General features: G+C 71.9%; 11 protein-coding genes. 3 read left to right on the forward strand and 8 right to left on the reverse strand.

Annotated elements, in window-relative coordinates:
• Positions 1-151: 151 nt before the first annotated feature.
• The gene (locus ACWGIF_RS08140; RefSeq protein WP_453492801.1) at positions 152-1,474 is read right to left on the reverse strand and encodes a cation:proton antiporter; all 1,323 of its coding nucleotides are present in this window, start codon (positions 1,472-1,474) and stop codon (positions 152-154) included.
• Positions 1,471-1,854, reverse strand: a complete 384-nt coding sequence (locus ACWGIF_RS08145) for a DUF6191 domain-containing protein (RefSeq protein WP_453492804.1) — start codon at positions 1,852-1,854, stop codon at positions 1,471-1,473. Before ACWGIF_RS08145 ends, ACWGIF_RS08140 begins: the two co-directional genes overlap by 4 nt.
• Before the next feature lie 166 nt (positions 1,855-2,020).
• Between ACWGIF_RS08145 and ACWGIF_RS08150 the strand changes: the two genes are divergently transcribed.
• The 3 genes from ACWGIF_RS08150 (at position 2,021) to ACWGIF_RS08160 (ending at position 15,549) form a co-directional block, all read left to right on the forward strand.
• Complete coding sequence (locus tag ACWGIF_RS08150) at positions 2,021-13,477, forward strand: amino acid adenylation domain-containing protein (protein ID WP_453492807.1); 11,457 nt, start codon at positions 2,021-2,023, stop codon at positions 13,475-13,477.
• A 126-nt stretch (positions 13,478-13,603) separates the two neighbouring features.
• Positions 13,604-14,098, forward strand: coding sequence for a DUF3995 domain-containing protein (locus ACWGIF_RS08155; RefSeq protein ID WP_453492810.1), 495 nt, complete (start codon positions 13,604-13,606; stop codon positions 14,096-14,098).
• A gap of 56 nt (positions 14,099-14,154) precedes the next feature.
• Positions 14,155-15,549 (forward strand): NB-ARC domain-containing protein, encoded by a 1,395-nt coding sequence (locus tag ACWGIF_RS08160; protein ID WP_453492813.1) that lies wholly within the window; start codon positions 14,155-14,157, stop codon positions 15,547-15,549.
• Here the strand turns inward: ACWGIF_RS08160 and ACWGIF_RS08165 are convergent.
• From ACWGIF_RS08165 to ACWGIF_RS08190, 6 genes are read right to left on the reverse strand one after another with little or no spacing between them, the layout of a single operon-like run.
• Entirely contained in the window at positions 15,535-16,050 is a 516-nt protein-coding gene (locus ACWGIF_RS08165; RefSeq protein ID WP_453492816.1) for a 3-hydroxyacyl-ACP dehydratase FabZ family protein, read from the reverse strand. The two genes, ACWGIF_RS08160 and ACWGIF_RS08165, sit on opposite strands and share 15 nt — an antisense overlap.
• Positions 16,047-16,496 (reverse strand): hypothetical protein, encoded by a 450-nt coding sequence (locus ACWGIF_RS08170; RefSeq protein WP_453492819.1) that lies wholly within the window; start codon positions 16,494-16,496, stop codon positions 16,047-16,049. The genes ACWGIF_RS08165 and ACWGIF_RS08170 overlap by 4 nt, the downstream gene beginning before the upstream one ends.
• Entirely contained in the window at positions 16,493-16,873 is a 381-nt protein-coding gene (locus ACWGIF_RS08175; RefSeq protein ID WP_453492822.1) for a hypothetical protein, read from the reverse strand. The genes ACWGIF_RS08170 and ACWGIF_RS08175 overlap by 4 nt, the downstream gene beginning before the upstream one ends.
• Positions 16,874-17,299, reverse strand: coding sequence for a DsrE family protein (locus tag ACWGIF_RS08180; RefSeq protein ID WP_453492825.1), 426 nt, complete (start codon positions 17,297-17,299; stop codon positions 16,874-16,876). It abuts the gene before it with no gap.
• Complete coding sequence (locus ACWGIF_RS08185) at positions 17,290-17,625, reverse strand: hypothetical protein (RefSeq protein WP_453492828.1); 336 nt, start codon at positions 17,623-17,625, stop codon at positions 17,290-17,292. The genes ACWGIF_RS08180 and ACWGIF_RS08185 overlap by 10 nt, the downstream gene beginning before the upstream one ends.
• Positions 17,622-17,882: an acyl carrier protein gene (locus tag ACWGIF_RS08190; protein WP_453492831.1), complete on the reverse strand. Its 261-nt coding sequence runs from the start codon at positions 17,880-17,882 to the stop codon at positions 17,622-17,624. Before ACWGIF_RS08190 ends, ACWGIF_RS08185 begins: the two co-directional genes overlap by 4 nt.
• Positions 17,883-17,911: the final 29 nt, after the last annotated feature.

Raw genomic sequence — 17,911 nt, forward strand, 5'->3', positions numbered from 1 at the left:
GCGTGGCCGTGTTCGTCGCGTGCACCCGGCCCGTGAGGCGCTGCGCGTCTCATGGCATGGTGCGCCCAGCCCGTTCCTCTCGCTCTGACCGTACGCCGGCCGCAGCGCCCCGGGATTCATCCGGTCCTGCCGCGTACGATCCTTCACGCGATCATTTCTCGGCTGCCGAGACCACTTCACGGGCCGAACCGGCTCCCGCACGGGAGCCTGCCGGAGCGGGCTGCCCGGCCGTCGTCCCGCTCTTCCCGGCTGCCGGCAGGATCCGGGTCAGCAGGGGGCCGGTGAGCGCTGTGGTCGTCACCGCCATCACCACCATCAGCGAGTACAGCGTCCCGTCCAGCAGGCCCAGTTCCAACCCCACGCCCAGCACCACCAGTTCGGTGAGGCCGCGCGTGTTCAACAGGGCGCCGAGCGCGGCCGCGGGCCGTCTGCCGAAGCCGCCGAGACGCGCCCCGAGGTACGCGCCGAGGAGTTTTCCGGCCATGGCCACCACGAGGATGGCGGCCAGGGTGCCGAGGTCCGCAAGCTCCAGCCGGGAGAGGTCGACCTTGAGCCCGGCCAGCACGAAGTACACGGGCAGCAGGAGCAGTCTGGACAGCGGCTCCATCCGCTGCAGCGCGCCGTCGCGCAGTGCGCTGCCGCCGTCCCGCGGAATGACGGCGCCGAACAGGAACGCTCCGAATATGTAGTGCAGGCCCATCCACTCGGTGCAGGCCGACGACAGAAAGAGCCCGGCCAGCACCAGGACCAGGACGTTCATGTTCTCGCTGGAGCCGCCGGATTCCGTGCCCTGGGCCTTCCTGCGCCTGCTCCGTTCGCCCGCCTTGCGGAGCAGGGGGCGGACCACAGTGATCATCAGGACGGCATACGGCACCAGCAGCACGAGACGCCAGTCGAGGTGCGTCCCCGTGGCCACGGCAGCCGCCACCGCCAGCAGGATCCAGACCAGCAGATCGGTGATGGCCGCGCACGTCAGGGCGGTCGTACCGATCCGGGTGTGGGTCAGTCCGCGGTCGGCGATGATCCGGGCGAGCACGGGGAACGCCGTCGCGGCCATGGCGACCGCGAAGAACAGCACGAAGGCCGGGAGCGGGCCCTGGCGGTGCGAATCCGCCAGGAGCCACGCCAGCGCGGCACCCAGACCGAGTGGCAGCAGTGTCGAGAAGGCGGTCGCCCACAGGGTGACCCGGCCCCCTCCGCGCAGGACGCCGAGGTCGATCTCCAACCCGACGGCGAACATGAACAGGGCGAGGCCCACACCGGCGAGCGCGCTCAGCAGCGGCCGCACCTCGGCGGGAAAGAGGACCCCCGCGAAGTGTGCCCTGAGCAGGGTGGGCCCCAGCAGCACGCCGGCGACTATCTCGCCGATGACCGCCGGCTGGCCGCACGCCCGCGCGGCCGCCCCCAGAACACGCGCCAGGCCGAGGATCAGGGCCAGGTCCAGGAGAAGGTAGAGCGTCTGCGACGGCGTCACCGGGCGGGACCGTCTCCGGCCTCCGACCGGTCGTCGGCGGTCGGCCGGGGACCGGGAGTCCCGTCCTCGCTGGGCAGGACGATGCTGGCGACCCCCTTGTCCAGGTCGATGCGCGTCCGCGGCGGGGCGCCGTCGCCCTCGTCGTCGCGGAGCACTTCCTGCAGTTGCTGCTGCTCGACCTCGACCAGCTTGTTGGCGTTGAAGATCAGGTTGAACTCGTCGAATGCGTGACCGGTCAAAGGGCGCCGTGCACTGCTGCTGCGCCGGAAGAGGATGGTGCGCCCCTTGAAGAAGCGGCGCAGGACCAGTTCCGTCCCACAACATATGAACAGCAACAACGCGAGCCCCGGGAGAACGGCTTCGCTCCACATAACTGACATCGGATATGCCTCCTGCTGACGAGTCGAGGCTATCCGTCAACCGGGGCCTGCTCCGCAAGGATTCGGTGTCCCGTTTCGTCCAGTGCCGTCTCGGAGCTTGCACGGCTGCCCGGCACAGCAGAGCCTCCAATGGAGATCTAGCGCCTGCGCAGCCCGAGGAGAACCGATGATCCCGCTCTCGCACGCACAGCAGCGACTGTGGTTCCTCAACCGGTTGGAAGGGCCCAATGCCACCTACAACATGCCGGCCGTACTCCGGTTGACGGGTGAGCTCGACCGGGCCGCACTCGTCGCTGCGCTGCAGGACCTCATCGACCGGCACGAGCCGCTGCGTACCGTCTTCGTCAGCCGGGACGACGTTCCCGGCCAGAAGATCCTCGCTCCGGGCGCGGCCCGGCTGGAGGCGGCCGTCACCGAGGTCGCACCGGAGGAGCTGGACGGCGAACTCGCCGCGCTGGCCGCTGAAGCCTTCGATCTGGAGGCGGAGATACCGATCCGGGCGCGGCTGTTCGCCCTGTCCGAGCGCGAGCACGTGCTGGCACTGGTGATCCATCACATCGCCGCGGACGGCTGGTCGATGGCCCCCCTCGCCCGTGACCTCACCGCGGCGTACGAGGCCCGCCGCGCCGGGCGGGAGCCCGGCTGGCCGGAGCTGCCGATCCAGTACGCGGACTACACCCTGTGGCAGCAGGAGCTGCTCGGCGGCGAGGACGACCCGGAATCCCTGATCAGTGAACAGGTCGAGTACTGGCGCAAGGCGCTGGCCGGACTGCCGGACGAGCTGCGGCTGCCGGTGGACCGGCAGCGCCCCGCCGCTCCCGGCAACCAGGGCGGCAACGTCCCGTTCCAGGTGAGTGCCGAGCTGCACCGGCGGCTGTCCGAACTGGCCGCGCGGTCGGACGCCAGCCTCTACATGGTGGTGCAGGCCGGGCTGGCCGCACTGCTGAGCAAGCTGGGCGCCGGCACGGACATCCCCCTCGGCTCGCCGATCGCCGGCCGCACCGACGAAGGCCTGGACGAACTGGTCGGCTTCTTCGTCAACACCGTGGTGATGCGCCTCGACACCGCCGGCGACCCCTCGTTCCGCGAGCTCATCGCCAGGTCCCGGGAGACGGCGCTGGGGGCGTACGCGAACCAGGAGCTGCCCTTCGAGCGGCTGGTCGACATCCTCCGCCCGGACCGGACCCTGGGCAGGCACCCGCTGTTCCAGGTGATGCTGGCGTTCCAGAACAACACGCTGCCGCAGCTGCGGCTGCCGGGGCTGGTCGTGGAGGGCGAGCAGCTCTACACCGACACCTCCAAGTTCGACCTGGCGTTCAGCATGGGCGAGCAGGTCGACGGCGAGGGCCGTCCCATGGGCCTTGGCGGCACGATCGAGTACGCCACCGACCTGTTCGACCGGGAGAGCGTGGAGCGGCTCGGCGCCCGCCTGATCCGCGTCTTCGAGGCGATGGCCGCTGACCCCGACCAGCGGGCCGACGCCCTGGACGTGCTGCTGCCCGGCGAGCGGCAGCAGGTGCTGGAGACGTGGAACCGGACCGAACAGGAAGTCCCCGCGGCCGGGTTCGCCGAGCTGTTCCGGTCCCGCGCCGCAGCGGCCCCGGACGCCACCGCGCTGGTGTCCGAGACGGCCACGCTGACTTACGGCGAGCTCGACGCCGCCGCCAACCGGCTGGCCCGTCTGCTCGGCGAGCGCGGTGCGGGCCCGGGGCAACTGGTGGCGCTGGCGCTGCCCCGGTCGGTGGAGCTCGTGACGGCGATGCTCGCCGTGGCCAAGGCCGGGGCCGCCTACCTCCCGGTCGACAGCGGGTACCCGGCCGAGCGCATCGCGTACATGCTCGAGGACTCCCGCCCGGTGCTGACGGTGACGACCGGGGCGCTGACCGGGCGGCTGCCGGCCGGCAGCCCGGTCCTCGTGCTCGACGACGAGCACACCGTCACCGAGCTGGAGCGGTACGGCGCGGACGACCTGCCGTCGAACCGCACGCTCAGCAGCCCGCTCTACGTGATCTACACCTCGGGATCCACCGGGAAGCCGAAGGGCGTGGTGGTCACGGACGGCGGCGTGGCCAGCATGGCCCGCAGCCAGCGCGAACGCCTGGGCGCGGGGCCGGACAGCCGGGTGCTGCAGTTCTCCTCGCCGAGCTTCGACGTCGCGTTCTGGGACTGCTGCATGGCGCTGCTGAACGGCGGCACGCTGTTCCTGCGCTCGGCCGAACAGCTCATGCCCGGCCAGGAGCTGGCCGAGTTCATCCGGGACCAGCGCCTCACGCACTTCACCATGCCGCCGTCCGTACTCGCGGCGATGCCCTCGGGCGTGCTGCCGGCCGGCCTGACCGTGTCGGTGGCGGGCGAGGCGTGCCCCGGCGCGCTGGTGGAGCGCTGGGCGCCGGGCAACCGGATGTTCAACGCCTACGGCCCGACCGAGACGACCGTCATCGCGACCATGAGCGAGCAGCTGTCCGGCCCGGACGGCCCCCCGATCGGCAGGCCGGTGGACAACACCCGGGTCTATGTGCTCGACGGGGCCCTGCGCCCGGTGCCGCCGGGTGTCGTCGGAGATCTGTACGTCGCGGGCGCGAGCCTGGCCGCCGGCTATCTGCGCCGCCCGGGTCTGACCGCGGAGCGGTTCGTGGCCTGCCCGTTCGGCGGTCCCGGGGAGCGGATGTACCGCACCGGGGACCTCGCCCGGCTGCGGGCCGACGGACACGTCGACTACATCGGCCGGGCCGATGCGCAGGTGAAGATCCGCGGCTTCCGGATCGAGCCGGGTGAGGTCGAGGCCGTACTGGCCCGGCATCCCGGGGTACAGCAGGCCGCCGTGCTGGCGCGGGAGGACCGTCCCGGAGACCGGCAGCTGGCCGCGTACCTCGTCCCGGCCGGGGACGACGCCGACCGGGAGGAGGCAGCGGAGCGGCAGCAGCTCGGCAACTGGCAGGCCACCTACGACGCCCACCACGAGGGCCTGTCGGGCGGTCTCGGCGAGGACTTCTCCGGCTGGAACAGCAGTTACACCGGGCAGCCGATCCCGATCGAGGACATGCAGCGGTGGCGGGACGCCACCGTGGCCCGGGTACGGGAGCTCGGGCCCCGCCGGGTGCTGGAGATCGGGGTGGGCAGCGGCCTGCTCCTCGCGCCGCTGGCGCCGGACTGCGAGTCCTACTGGGGCACCGACATCTCCGAGGTCGTCATCGACCGGGTCCGCGCCCAGCTCGAAGGCCGGCCCGAGCTGGACGGCCGGGTCGAGCTGCGTGCACAGCCGGCGCACATCTTCGACGGCCTGCCCACGGGGTTCTTCGACACCGTCATCGTGAACTCCGTCATCCAGTACTTCCCCAGCGCCGACTACCTGACCGACGTGCTCACCCAGGCGCTCGACCTGGTCGTCCCGGGCGGCAACGTGTTCGTCGGCGACGTCCGCAACCTCCGGCTGCACCGCGCCCTGCGCACGTCCGTCGAACTGCTCGCCACCGACGCCGCGGTCCGCGACGCCGCCGCGGTGCGCAAGACGGTCGACCTGGCGGTGTCGCGCGAGACGGAACTGCTCGTCGACCCCGACTATTTCGCCGGCCTGGCCGCGGCCGCGGACCTCGCGGTCAAGTCCGGCACGGACTGCAACGAGCTCACCGGTCACCGCTACGACGTGGTGCTGCGCACTGCGCCGCAGCCGGAGCCGGCCGCCGTCGGGGAGCTCGTCTGGGGGCGGGACGCCGCCGATACGGACGCGCTGCGCGCGGCGCTGGCGGCCCGGCCGGACGGCCTGAGGGTCACCGGCATCCCCAACCGCCGGATCGCCGGCGAGCTCGCCGCCGTGCGGGCGCTCGAAGCAGGCGACCTGCCGGCCGCGCAGGCCGCCCTGGCGGCGGACGTGTCCGTGCTGCCGGAGCCGGGGGAGTTCGCCGCCCTGGGAGAAGAAGCCGGTTACCGGACCACCGTCACCTGGGCCGGCGCCGACCGCGACGGCGGCACACTGGAAGTGGCGTTCAGCGCACCGGGGACGGCGCCGGTGGCCGGCTACCGCCCCGGTGCGCGCCCGGCCGCCGGGGGCGGTGCGTACACCAACGCCCCGGCCGCCGTGCTGGCCTCGGACGCGCTGGTCGAGTCGGTGCGTGAGCACCTGCGGCGCGTGGTGCCCGACTACCTGGTGCCGACCGCGTTCGTCGTGCTGGACCGGATGCCGCTGACCACGAACGGCAAGGTGGACCGGCGGGCGCTGCCGGCGCCTGCGGTCCTCGGCAAGACCTCCGGCCGGGGGCCGCGCAACGACCGCGAGGCCGTGCTGTGCCGGATCTTCGCCGAGGTCCTCGGACTGCCCCGGGTCGGCATCGACGACGGGTTCTTCGACCTGGGCGGCCACTCGCTGCTGGCGACCCGGCTGGTCTCCCGCGTACGGGACGCCCTGGGCGTCGACCTGGCCATCCGGGACCTGTTCGTGACGCCGACGGTGGCCGGGCTCAGCGGGGTGCTGGAGAAGGCCGAAGGGACCCGGCGGCGGCCGGTGGTGCGGCAGCGCCGCCCCGAGCGCACGCCCCTGTCGCACGCGCAGCAGCGGCTGTGGTTCCTCAGCCGGCTGGAGGGCGGGAGCGCCACCTACAACATGCCGATCGCGGTGCGGCTCACCGGCGACCTCGACCGCGCGGCACTGGCCGCGGCCATCCAGGACGTGTCCGACCGTCACGAGTCGCTGCGCACCCGGTACCCGGACGTCGACGGCACCCCGTACCAGGACATCGTGTCCCCGGAGCAGGCCCGCGTCGAGCTGAAGGTCACCGAGGCCACCGACGCGGACCTGGCCGCACAGCTCGCCGGCGCCTGCGGCCACGTCTTCGACCTGGCCGGGGAACTCCCCCTGCGCGCCCACCTGTTCGCGCTGTCGCCGCACGACCATGTGCTGGCGCTGGTTCTGCACCACATCGCCGGGGACGGCTGGTCGATGGGGCCGCTGACCCGGGACCTCACCGACGCCTACGCCGCCCGCCTCGACGGCCGCCGGCCGCGGTGGGCGCCGCTGCCCGTGCAGTACGCGGACTACGCGCTGTGGCAGCGGGAGCTCCTCGGGCGCGAGGACGATCCGGACAGCCTGGTGAGCGAACAGATCGCGTACTGGCGCAGGACACTGGCCGATCTGCCCGAGGACCTGCGGCTGCCCGGCAGCCGGCCGCGCGGCACGAGCGGCGAGTACCACGGGGCCACCCTGTCGTTCCGCATCGACGAGCGGACCCACCGCCGTATGGCCGACCTGGCCGCCGCCTCCGGCACGAGCCTCTTCATGGTCAGCCAGGCTGGGCTCGCCGCCCTGCTCACCCGGCTCGGCTGCGGCACCGACATCCCGGTCGGCACGCCGGTCGCCGGCCGTACCGACACCGCGCTCGACGACCTCATCGGCGACTTCCTCAACACGCTGGTGCTGCGCACCGACACGAGCGGCAACCCCACCTGGCACGAGCTGCTCGACCGGATCGGCGAGACGAATCTCAGCGCCTACGCGAACCAGGACGTGCCGATCGAGCGGCTGGTCGAGCTCCTCAACCCGGACCGCTCGGCGGGACGGATGCCGCTGTTCCAGGTCTTGCTGTCACTGCACGGCGCCCCGCCGGAGCCGGCGTTCCCCGGCCTTGCCGCCCACGCCGAGCCGGTCGAGCGGATCGTGCAGAACAAGTTCGACCTCGCCGTCCACCTCCGTGAGACCGTCGCCGAGGACGGAGCCCCGGGCGGTCTGGAGGGCATGGTCGAGTACTCGACGGACCTGTTCGACGCGGCTGACGTCGAGCGGCTGACGGACCGTCTGGCGCGGATGTTCGCCGCGCTGGCCGCCGACCCCGCGCAGCGGATCGGCGCGGCCGGCCTGCTCGAGGAAGCCGAGCACGAGCAGGTCGTCCGGGGCTGGAACGACACCGCGCACGAGGTGCCGCACACGACCCTGCCGGAGCTGTTCGCCGCGCAGGCGGCCCGTACCCCCGACCGCACGGCGGTGGTCTTCGAGGACACCGAGCTCACCTACGCCGAGCTGGACCTGCGGGCGGGCCGGTTCGCCCGGCTGCTCGCGGAGCACGGCGCCGGACCGGAGACCTGCGTCGCGGTGGTGCTGCCGCGCTCCGAGACCCTTGTCGTCACGCTGCTGGCGGTCCTGAAGACCGGCGCCGCCTACCTGCCGGTCGACCCCGGTTATCCCGCCGAGCGCATCCAGTACCTGCTCGACGACGCCCGCCCGGTGCTCACCCTCACCGAGGACCACCCGCTCCTCGGAGCGGAGCCGGCGGGCGACGCGCTCGCGGCCGGCACGGGCGCCTGCCTCCCGGAGCATCCCGCGTACGTGATCTACACGTCCGGGTCCACCGGAGCGCCCAAGGGTGTGGTGGTGTCCCACGCGAGCATCGTCAACCGGCTGATGTGGATGCAGGACCGGTACGGGCTCGACGCGACCGACCGGGTGCTGCAGAAGACCCCCGCCGGATTCGACGTGTCGGTGTGGGAGTTCTTCTGGCCGCTGCTGAGCGGCGCCACGCTGGTGGTGGCCAAGCCGGGCGGGCACCAGGACCCGGTGTACCTGGCCGGCCTGATGCGCGAACAGCGGGTCACCACCGCGCACTTCGTGCCGTCGATGCTGGCCGTGTTCGCCGCGGAGCCCGCCGCGGCACGGCTGCCGGACCTTCGCCGGCTGATCAGCAGTGGTGAGGCGCTGCCGGCCGAGCTGGCCGAGCGGGCTCGCGCGACGATCGGGGCCGGCCTGCACAACCTGTACGGGCCGACGGAGGCGGCGGTGGACGTGACCGCCTGGGAGTGCCGGAACGAGCCGGGTGCGGTCTCGGTGCCGATCGGCAGCCCGGTGTGGAACACCGCCCTGTACGTGCTCGACTCCACGCTTTGCCCGGTCCCGCCCGGGGTCGCCGGCGAGCTGTACATCGCCGGTGCCCAGCTGGCCCGCGGCTATCTGCACCGCCCCGGCCTGACCGCCGAGCGGTTCGTGGCCTGCCCCTTCGGCCGGGCCGGGGAGCGGATGTACCGCACCGGCGACGTGGCGGCCTGGCGGGCCGACGGGCAGCTGGAGTTCCTCGGCCGCGCCGACGACCAGGTCAAGGTGCGCGGTTTCCGGGTCGAGCCCGCCGAGATCGAGGCGGCCCTGGCCCGGCACGACGGCGTCGGGCACACCGTCGTCGTCCCGCGCGCGGACGCGTCCGGCGACACCCGGCTCTTCGCCTACGTCGTCCCGGCGGGCGCGGACCGGCCCCTGCCGATGGCGCTGCGCGAGTTCCTCGGCGGCCTGCTGCCGGAGCACTTGATCCCGGCGGCCTTCGTCGTACTGGACGAGCTGCCGCTGACCCCGAACGGGAAGCTGGACCGGCGGGCGCTGCCGGCGCCCGACCACGAAGGCCGGAAGGCCGGGCGCGGGCCGCGCGACAAGCGTGAGGAGACGCTCTGCCGCATCTTCGCGGACATCCTCGGCCTGCCCAGCGTGGGCATCGACGACGGATTCTTCGACCTCGGTGGCCACTCCCTGATGGCGACCCGGCTGATCTCCCTGGTACGAGTCACGTTCGGTGTCGATCTGGCGATCCGCGACCTGTTCACGACGCAGACGGTGGCCGGACTCGTGGAGATCCTCGACCGGTCCGGTGACAGCCGGCGGCCGGCGATCGTGCGGGGGCCGCGCCCGGAGCGGGTGCCGCTGTCCCACGCCCAGCAGCGGCTGTGGTTCCTCAACCGCCTGGAAGGCTCGAACGCCGCCTACAACCTGCCGATGGCGGCGCGGCTGACGGGCCCGCTGGACCACCGGGCGCTGGCCGCCGCCGTCGCCGACGTCACCGTCCGGCACGAGACGCTGCGCACGGTCTTCCCCGAAACCGACGGCGTTCCCCACCAGCAGATCCTCACCCCGGACCAGGCACGGCCGGACTTCGCGGTGAGCGAGGTCGACCGGGACGGGCTGGCCGCGGCGATCGCCGGGATCGCGGAGCGGGACTTCGACCTCCGCACGGACCTGCCGCTGCGGGTCAGGGTGCTCACGGTGTCCCCGACCGAGCACATGCTCGTGCTGGTCCTCCATCACGTGGCCGGCGACGGCTGGTCGCTGGTCCCGCTCGCCCGCGATCTGAGCGGTGCGTACGAGCAGCGCTGCGCCGGCCGGGCGCCGCAGTGGACCGAACTGCCCGTGCAGTACGTGGACTACGCGCTGTGGCAGCGTGATCTGCTGGGCCGCACGGACGACGCGGACAGTGTCGTCAGCGAGCAGGTCGCGTACTGGCGGCGGGCACTGGCCGGCATTCCGGACGAGCTGCCCCTGCCGACGGACCGGCAGCGGCCGAAGACCCCGACCTACGCCGGTGGCAGCGTCGCCTTCGGCTACGGTCCGGAGCTGCACGCCCGGATCAACAAGCTGGCCGTCGACTGCAACGCGACGGCGTTCATGGTGGTCCAGACGGCGCTCTCCGCCCTGCTGACCCGTCTCGGGGCAGGCACCGACATCCCGGTCGGCTCGCCCATCGCGGGGCGCACCGACGAAGCCCTCGACGACCTCGTCGGGTTCTTCGTCAACACGCTGGTGCTGCGCGCCGACACCAGCGGCGACCCGACGTTCCGCGAGGTCATCGACCGGGTGCGGGAGGCGAACGTCAACGCGTACGCCCACCAGGACCTCCCGTTCGAGTATCTGGTCGAGGCAGTCAACCCGGACCGGTCCCCGGCCCGGCACCCGCTGTTCCAGGTGATGTTCGCCTTCCAGAACACCAGGGACACCGAGCTGCGGCTGCCCGAGCTCGCCGCGGAGGCGATCGAGGTCGGCACCGACGCCACCATGTTCGACCTGTCGGTCAACCTGACGGCCAAGTACCACGAGGACGGCCGGGAGGGCGGCGCCCGCGGCGCGCTGGTCTACAGCAGCGACCTGTTCGACAGGGAGACAGTGGAGGCGATCGCCGAGCGCCTGCTGCTGATGCTGGAGGCGATCACGAGCGACCCGGGGCAGCGGATCAGCCAGGTCGAGCTGCTCGACGCGGCCGAGCGGCAGCGGATCCTCGAGGAGTGGAACGGCGGCACCGCACCGGTCCCGTCGGCCACCCTGCCCGAGCTGTTCGCCGCGGCCGCCGCCCGCGACGGCGCCGCCACCGCGGTGCGTGCGGGGGACACGCGGCTGAGTTACGACGCGCTGCGGTCGTCCGCGAACCGGCTGGCGCGGCTGCTGGCCGCCCATGGCTGCGGCCCGGAGCAGCGGGTCGCGCTGGCCCTGCCGAGGGACGAGCGGCTGCCGGTCGCGATGTGGGCGGTGCTGAATTCCGGTGCCGCGTACGTGCCGATCGACCCCGGTCATCCGGCCGAGCGAGTGCGCTACCTCGTCGAGGACGCCCGCCCGGTGCTGGCGGTGACGGACCGCGCCGGCGCGGCCGTACTGCCCGACGGCCTGCCCCGTATCGTGCTCGACGACCCGGCGACCGAGGCTGCGCTCTGCGGATTCGACGACGGCGATCTCACCGACCCTGACCGGTCGGCGCCGCTGCATCCCGACGACGCGGCCTACGTGATCTACACCTCGGGATCGACCGGGCGGCCCAAGGGCGTGGTGGTCGCGCACCGCGCCGTGGCGAATCTGTCGGCGTGGGCGGGAGAGGCCTTCTCCGCGGACGTGTTCGCCGCCGCGCTGGCCTCCACCTCGGCGACCTTCGACGTCTCGGTGTCGGACATGATCCTGCCGCTTCTGCACGGTGGCAGCATCGAGGTGGTGCGCGACGTGCTCGCTCTCGCCGACGAGGAGCGCCCCGAGGCGAGCCTGGTCTGCACGGCGCCGTCCGCGATGTCGGCCGCGCTTGCCACCGGCGGCCGACTGCGGATCGGCACCGTCATCCTGGTGGGCGAGGCGGTCACGCCCCGGCTGGTGCACGATCTGCGGGCCGCGGCCCCGGGCGTGCGGATCGCGAACCTGTACGGCCCGACGGAGGCCTGCGTCTACGCCACCGAGTGGTACGACGACGGCAACGCCGCCGGTGTGGCACCGATCGGCCGGGCGCTCACCAACTACCGCACCTATGTACTGGATCACGGCATGAACCCGGTGCCCCCTGGCGTTACCGGTGAGCTGTACCTCGCCGGGGCCGGTCTCGCCCGGGGCTACTTCGGGCGGCCCGGGATGACCGCTGAGCGCTTCGTCGCCTGCCCGTTCGGCAGTGCCGGGGAACGCATGTACCGCACCGGCGACCTGGTGCGCTGGCGCTCCGACGGTCAGCTGGAGTTCGTCGGCCGGGTCGACGACCAGGTCAAGATCCGTGGCCAGCGGGCGGAGCCCGGCGAGACCGAGGCCGTACTCGCCCGGCACGACAGCGTCGCCCAGGTCGCGGTGATTCCCCGGCGGGACCAGCAGGGGGACACCACGCTGGTCGCGTATGCCGTGGCCGCCGACGGTCACGTGGCGGAGCCGGCCGAGCTGATCGACTTCGCGCGCCGTGAGCTGCCGGGCCATCTGGTCCCGTCGGCGGTCGTGCCGCTGGAGCGGCTGCCGCTGACGGCCAGCGGAAAGCTGGACCGGCGGATGCTGCCGGCGCCGGGGACCGCGCAGTCCACTGACGGACGCGGGCCGCGCGATGCCCGGGAACAGGCGCTGTGCGACCTGTTCGCCGAGGTGATCGGGGTGCCGACGGTCGGGATCGACGACAGCTTCTTCGAGCTGGGCGGGCACTCCCTGCTCGCCACCCGGCTCGTGGCGAAGGCGCGGGACCGGCTCGGCGTCGAGCTCGCTGTGCGGACCTTGTTCGAAGCGCCGACCGTGGCGGCGCTGGCCGACCGCCTCGACACGACCGGCCCGGAAGAACACTCCGGCGCGGATTCGCTCCACGTCCTGATGCCGCTGCGCGCCGAGGGCAACCGCCCTCCGCTGTTCTGCGTGCATCCGGCGACCGGGCTCGGCTGGGTGTACGCAGGCCTGCTGCAGCACCTCGAGAAGGAGCAGCCGATCTATACGATCCAGGCCCGCGGCCTGGACGGGCGGGGCGGGTACGCCGCGTCGATCGACGAGATGGCCGCCGACTACCTCGAGCAGATCCGCGAGGTGCAGCCGCACGGGCCGTACCAGCTCATGGGCTGGTCGTCCGGCGGCGCAGTGTCCCACGCCATCGCCGGGCTGCTGCGCGACCAGGGCGAGCAGGTACATCTGCTGGCCATGCTCGACACCACGCTCCCCGGGGCGGACTACACCGATCCGGACACCGACGTGATGTTCCAGGCCCTGCGCTATGTCGGCCTTGACCTGCCGCAAATGACGGGAGAGGAACTCGACTTCGGCCGGGTGCACGCGTTCCTGCGTGAGATCGACCACCCGCTGGCCGGTCTGGGCGAGCGCAGTCTGGCCGCACTGCCGGAGATCCTCGGCCGGCAGACGGCGATGCTGAGAGAGCCGTTCAGCCGTGCGGTCGACACCGACCTGCTGTTCTTCACCGCAAAGCGCACGCATCCGGATGAGCCGGACTTCGCAATGATCTGGCAGCCCCTGATCACAGGCCGGATCACGGAGATCGAGGTCGACTGCGAACACAACCAGATGACGGAACCGAAGGCGTTGGAGCAAATCGCCCCGGTCCTGCAGGCGAAACTCCTGACGGCTGCCGGTGAGGCGGGTCGCAGGGGGCCGGACCACCCCTGACATGCCGCCAACATCGCACATGTGACAGACATTTGTGCACTGGTATGCTTGCGCCGTCTGCTGCCGATGAGATTGCATCGGCAGCGCCGGGGAAACTCGGGACGGTCGCAATACGGGGGTCTGAGATTGCGCTTCAGTGGGCTACGTTGTCATGGGTATCTCGCCGCCGGCTGGGCGGTAATTTTCGCCCTTCTGCATTTCTTCTGGGCCCTCGGCGGGGAAGTGGGACTGGACGTCTCGTCCGGTGAGCAACTCGCGTCCGAGCGGCCGGCCTGGTTCGTGGCCGGAGGGCTCTGGGGCGTGGGCTTCCTGTGCCTGATCGGCTCCGCGGTCGCGCTGGGCCTGCAGCAGCGCGGTGTGCACGGGCGCCGGTGGCGCATGCTCCGGTTGCTCGGGCTGGCGATCTGCCTCCTGCTGCTGGTCCGGGGCCTCCTCATCGAGGTGCTCCTCATCGTCGGCGTTTCGGCCGTCGGTGAGGTCAGCGCCGCACAGAAATTCTGGACGCTCGCGGTGTGGAACCCTTGGTTCATTCTCGGCGGTGTGCTGTTCGGGCTGGCGGCGAGAAGCTTCGGCAAGGACATGTCGGACCGGACGAGAGCAGGATCCGCGGTCAGCCACTGAGCGGGCGACACGCAAACTGTTAAACATTTGACAATTTACGGGGGTGATTGTCGAAGATGGAACCTTTCAACGCATCGGAATTTGTGGAGCAACTGCGAGAACTTCGACTGAACGTCGGGCAGCCTTCCATGCGGCGTCTGCAGCAGTTGGGAGGAAAAGCCAAGGCATCCAATGGTGACGAGGTCGACGCGCTGCCGCGAAGTACGGTCTCGACGATTCTGCGCGGTGACAAGCTGCCGCGATCGGAATTCGTCTCGTCCTTTGTGACGGCCTGCCTGGTGTACGGCGGGCAGCCGCCGGAGAAGGTGGCGGAGGGGACCGAGCGCTGGCTCACCCGCTGGAGGGCGCTCTACGCGGCAGGGGCGAGGGAAGGCTCCGAGGGGAAGACCGCCCAGGACGATCCGGTCACCGAGGCGCCGAAGGTGCGGAGCGTGCCCCGGCACCTCCCGCTCGACATGCCGCTTCTGGCCGGCCGCGGGGCCGAACTCACGCTTGCCGACCAGCTGTTCCAGCGGCGGCCCGGAGGCAGCGTCTTCCTCGTGACGGGCTCGGTCGGCGTCGGGAAGTCCGCGTTCGCGATCCGGTGGGCACACCGCTGGATCGACGACTTTCCGGATGGTCAGCTGTACGTCGATCTGAGGGGCGCGCACGGGCCGCTGGACAGCGAGCATGCCCTGGCCCTGCTGCTCGGCAGCCTGGGTGTGCACGAGGACGACTGCCCGGCGGATCCGTGGCGGCGGATGGAGCGGTACCGGTCGCTGATCGCCGATCGCCGCATGCTCGTCGTCCTCGACAACGCCTCCGACGCCGAGCAGGTGCGCCCGCTGCTGGCGACCGGTGAACACTGCCGGACCATCGTCACCAGCCGCAACCGGATGTCCGGGCTGGTGGCCAGAGAGGCCGCGCGGCGGCTGGTCCTGGATGTGCTCACCCCGGAGGCGGCGCGCACGGTGCTGAGCGCCGTCATCGACGAGGAGCACTTGGTGGACGCGCGCGCCGAACTGGAGGAACTGGCCGAGCTGTGCGGGTATCTGCCGCTCGTGTTGCGGTTGGCCGCCGTGAAGTTCGTCGACCGGCCCGGGCAGGGTTTCAAGAGCTTCGTCCGCACCATGCGCGATGGCAGTCAGCTGCTCTCCCTGGCACTCGACGGTGACAGCGGCAACTCTATCCGGGCCGAACTGGAGTTCTCCTATCGAAGACTCGGCCTTGACGCGAAGCGCTACTTCCGGAAGATCGGCCACGTCGATCAGGCCGGGTTCACGCTTGAGACGGGAGCGGCGCTCGCCGGAATACCCGTCGCCGAGGCCGACCGGCTGACCGCGCAGCTGGAGTCGGAGCACCTGGTGGCGGAGGTCGGCGGGCGCGGGTTCACCATGCCCCGGGTGCTGCAGGCGTTCGCCCGGGCCATGGAGTGCAAGGCCGGCGAGGCCCGCACCCTAGCGGTGGCGTGAAGCCGGCGGGGCTGCGGCGGACGCCGCCGCCCCGCCGGTCACCACGGCGGCCGGACGTGCCACGGCGATCAGGGATCCGACGGTGAGGAGCACCTGGTCGCCGACCCGGCTTTCCCCGGTCATGAACGCGGTGTCCTCCACCAGCCGTTCGACCCGTACGCGATGCCGGATCACGTCTCCGGGGAACGCGGAACCGGTGAACGCGCAGTTCCGCAGCCGGCCGACCATCGGCAGGCCGTCCCCTTCGGCGTCCGGGCCGTGGCTGCCGAGCCAGAGCAGCGCCGCGGACTGCCCGAACGATTCCAGGATCATGGACCGGGGATAGGCGTACCGCTCGGCAGGGAGCTCGTCGGCCATGCCCTGATAGCAGGGCTCGCTGCCGGTCACGGCCTTGGCGGTCTCGATGGTGCGGCCGCGGTCGAAGCCGGTGACCCGGTCGACCAGCACCATCGGGTGCCGGACCGGGAGGAGCGCGAGGAGCTGCGCGTACCCGGACTTCATGAGGTTCCTCCCCGTACGAGTTCGACGGTCATCTTCGCGACCTGCTCGCCGTCGGCTCGGCGGCAGTCGAGCACGGCCCGCAGGGCGCCCGGATGTCCGGCCGACACCCGGATCAGCAGCCGGAGTTCATCACCCTCGAGCATCGGCCTGAGCACCCGCGCGGAGTCGAGCGTCCCCAGTTCGAGCCAGTCCTCCCCCGGGCCGCCCGGGGCGAGGTGTGCGGCGAGCGACGGGGAACGGTGGAGCTCGGCGCCGACCGCCTGCCGGATGCCGTCGAGCAGGAAGATCGCCGGGTAGAGGGTGACCTCCGGGAAGTGCCCGGCAAGGTAGGGATCGGTGGACCTCACCACCTTCTCCGCCTCGATCAGCAGCTCGTCCGCCTCGGCGCGGGCCGTGATCCGGTCGGCGCCGTCGAGCGGCCGGGCATAGCCCCACCGCCCGCTCACAGGAACCACACTCCGGCGTAGTCCCCCCAGCGGGCGGCGAGTCGAGCGGTGTCCAGCCTGGTGACGCCGGGGAGCAGGGGGGCGTGGTCCAGGCCGAGGGCCGCCAGGCCGGGCTCGTCGACGTAGACCGCCGCCGCCTTGTCCACCAGAGCGCGGATGGATCGCCGCGGATCCGCGAGGGTGAGCACCGTCGGCCCCACCTGGATCTCGGGCGGCGGAGCCGCACCGGCCAGCGCGGCGGTCACGCTGGTCCCGCGCAGCACCACATCCATGCCGCCCAGCTGGTCGCCGAGCATCTCGACGCCGTAGAGCGCGTCGAAGAACTGCGCCTCCGCGCTGCCGCGGTAGCCGCGGTCGATGATGACCAGGTAGGCCACCTACGCACCTCCGATGTAGATGGTCCGGTGGGCCGCGGCGATCGTCGCCGCCAGCCGGGCGTCGGAGCGCAGCCGGACCTCGGCGATGTGGCCCCGGGCACCGCGCTCCGCGCTGCACGCCGTGCAGACGATCCAGCTGAACCGGCCCTTGTACGCGGTGAGCAGGCCCCGGATCAGCGCGCCGGCCGTCGGCGCCGGTGTCGCCGGGTCGCGCAGGTCGGCGGGCTTGGTATCGCCCAGCGAGGCCTGGGTCAGCATGGTGTTGTAGCCGCACGCCCACACCCTGATGGTGTGCTCCCGTTCCAGTACGGCCTGGGCCAGCCGGAACACGGTGGTCAGGGTGTCGTTCGTGTGGGGCGGTGCGGTGAGGACGATCAGCACGTCCCAGGTACGGCGTTCGACGGTCGCGGCCATGGTCAGTGCCACACCACCCGGGTGCCGGGCTCCAGCAGCCAGTCCGCCAGGTCGCCCATCCCGGTGGTGCGCACCCCGGGGGTCAGCGATGCGGCGTCCAGCGCCCGGTGGGCGAGGGTGAACTCGTCGATCCAGGCCTGCCCACCGGCTCCGAGGAACTGCGGCAGCCCGGCGCTGGCCCCGCGGATCCCGAGCGCGACGCCGTCTGCGGCGAGGAACAGGCACACCCGCTCACCGGCGCCGGCGAGCGCGGCGGCGTCGGCCAGGAAGCGCTCCGCGGTGCCGCCGGACTGGGTTTCGACGAGCAGGTACTGCTCGGCCGGGCGGTCCTGGCTCACGCCGCCGACTTCCGCAGCTTCCGGAGCAGCAGCGCGGAGATGTCGGACATGGTCCGGACGTCCCCGATCTCACGCGATTCGATCTTGACCCGGTAGTGCCGCTCCAGGGTGACGGCCAGTTCCAGGGCCAGGAGGGAATCGACGCCAAGGTCGCGGACGAAGTCGATCTCCGGTGTGATCGACTCTCCGTCGACCTCCAGTACATCGGCGATCATCTCGCGCAGCTCTTCGAGATCGAGGGTGGCTTCGGCAGTCATGGCAATCCCTTCAGTTGTTCGTCTCGGCG

It is taken from the genome of Streptomyces sp. NPDC054849, from assembly GCF_053610945.1.

Bases quoted from the DNA above. Each gene is read 5' to 3' on its own strand.
- ACWGIF_RS08145 (WP_453492804.1), bottom strand. From the start codon at position 1,854: ATGTCAGTTATGTGGAGCGAAGCCGTTCTCCCGGGGCTCGCGTTGTTG.
- ACWGIF_RS08165 (WP_453492816.1), bottom strand. From the start codon at position 16,050: ATGAAGTCCGGGTACGCGCAGCTCCTCGCGCTCCTCCCGGTCCGGCAC.
- ACWGIF_RS08190 (WP_453492831.1), bottom strand. From the start codon at position 17,882: ATGACTGCCGAAGCCACCCTCGATCTCGAAGAGCTGCGCGAGATGATC.
- ACWGIF_RS08150 (WP_453492807.1), top strand. From the start codon at position 2,021: ATGATCCCGCTCTCGCACGCACAGCAGCGACTGTGGTTCCTCAACCGG.
- ACWGIF_RS08160 (WP_453492813.1), top strand. From the start codon at position 14,155: ATGGAACCTTTCAACGCATCGGAATTTGTGGAGCAACTGCGAGAACTT.